Below are 1,805 nucleotides of genomic sequence, written 5' to 3'. Positions count from 1 at the left end.
CGCACTGCCATGGCTTGCTCCAACATCGTTGATGAACGGCAGCGCCATGGGAAACGCCGAATTCGACTCGATCTCTTGAACGGGATGCGCATCGCTGCGCTCACCACTGTCGCCGACGAATCCCGGACCATGCTCTTAAGCGGGCTCGCCAAAGCTCGCACCATTGATGGGTCGGTCATATCGGCGCTGCCGCTCACCTTGTAGCGCAGGTCGGTTTCTCTGCCAACGCCTGGCCCGCGTGCGGGGTTGGAATGCTCTTAAGGTGGGTTCCTGCTTCGCAGGGGCTGCGCGCTGCGTCCTTTCGGACTCTGCTCGTCTGACCACCCTCCACAGGCAGCGGGCGTCGTTCGAGAAGCCCAGACTGCGTGCCCCGCGGCCAGAAATGGCCGCAGGCCACGYAGGCGAAGAGCGCCTGGCTCTTTCTGCTTTCTGCCGCCTCATGTCCGCAGACGCGGCACGTGCGGCTGGTGTAGGCCGGATTCACGGCCAGCACCTGGCCGCCGTGCGCGGCCAGCTTGTACTCGAGCTGGCGCCTGAACTCGCCCCAGGCGGCATCGAGGATGCCGCGATTGAGGCCCGCCTTCTGGCGGACCTTCCTGCCAGGGCTCTGCGCCCTGCCGCGCGCCGAGGCGCTCATCGCAGCAACGCGCAGGTCCTCGATCGCGACCACGTAATGCTCGGCCGCCAAGCCGCTGGTGAGCTTGTGCAGCCAGTCGTTGCTCTGCTGCGCGATGCGCCTGTGCAGCGCGCGCCGCCCGCTCGTGGCGATACCGGTCATTCGCAACTGACCAGTTCCGGCGTTCCCAGCTTCATGGTGACCGGAAGGACTCAGCGTCTTCCCGTTTACGGCGTATCTCCTTCGGGGTCGCGCCGAACCAACGTCGGCATGACCTCGCCAGCGCGGACTGCTCGGAAAACCCCAGCAGATCGGCGACCTGTCCGAGCGGGATCTCGGTCTGGCGGAGGTAGTGAAGTGCAGCTTCCTTGCGTGTTTCCTCCCGCAGGGTCTCAAAATTTGCACCCTCAGCGGCAAGGCGCCGCTGCAGTGTCCGTGGATGAATCGCGAGCAGTTGGGCGACATCCGCCTTGTTGCCCAGCGTTCGTCGCAACGCCAGGCGAACCCGGGCAGAGACACTTTCGTCGGGCGACCGAAAGTGCCTGTCGAGATAGTCTTCGGTGATCTGCCGCAGGGCTGGGTTGGCGCCGCGCAGATCAGTTTCGAGAGTTTCAGGGCTCAGGTGCAGTGCAGCGCGCGGCTGATCGCAGTGAATGGCCGCGTTGAAGAAGCGCTTGTAGACATCCAGGGGTGCAATGGGGGTGTGGGGCAGCGAAACTGCACGCAGTTTGTAGCTGCGCCCGGCCATCAGCTGGGTGATGAGGTGAAGGTCGCCGAGGCAGAGATCGATCGTCTGGCGCTGCGCCGGTAGGCGTGGCAACCGCAATTCAAGGGATATCTCCACGGAGCCCGCGATGAGCGAGCTTTGGTCGTGCACCGTCACCACCAGGCCGGGAGTTTGGACAAACATGTGCCGAGCCACGTAGTCCCAGGCTTTTCGTACCGTCGCAGCGTTCTGCAAGACGATGGCTAGTGGACCGAGCACGCTGATGTCCTGGCGCTTTGACAGGCGAAGCCCGAAGTCCGGGCACCCCGTCTCGATCGCGCTGGCTTCCATCAGCTGCATGCCGCTGCGCAGCGAGATCAGTGCGTCCTCGTCCGCCAACACATCCGGCGCAATGCGATGGCGGTTCAATAACCCGTCCGGCGCGCGCCCCAGGCTTTGCATAAGCACGATGTAGCCTTGCAG

The 1,805-nt window shown here is 64.3% G+C and carries 3 protein-coding genes; 1 reads left to right on the top strand and 2 read right to left on the bottom strand.

What is annotated here, in order from left to right:
* Positions 1–204: hypothetical protein (locus AC1DY5_RS54020; protein WP_478121757.1), on the top strand; the 204-nt coding region annotated here is incomplete at its 5' end.
* On the opposite strand, the gene AC1DY5_RS54015 is transcribed toward AC1DY5_RS54020, so the two are convergent.
* Positions 194–778 carry an RNA-guided endonuclease InsQ/TnpB family protein gene (locus tag AC1DY5_RS54015; RefSeq protein WP_478122422.1) on the bottom strand — a complete coding sequence of 195 codons (585 nt, stop codon included), beginning with the start codon at positions 776–778 and terminating at the stop codon, positions 194–196. The two genes, AC1DY5_RS54020 and AC1DY5_RS54015, sit on opposite strands and share 11 nt — an antisense overlap.
* A gap of 31 nt (positions 779–809) precedes the next feature.
* Positions 810–1,805: AraC family transcriptional regulator (locus tag AC1DY5_RS54010; protein WP_478122421.1), on the bottom strand; the 996-nt coding region annotated here is incomplete at its 5' end.

Source organism: Variovorax sp. P4_D9, assembly GCF_056401695.1.
Note: the sequence above shows the minus strand (reverse complement) of the source record. Positions and strands in the feature narration are given on the sequence as shown.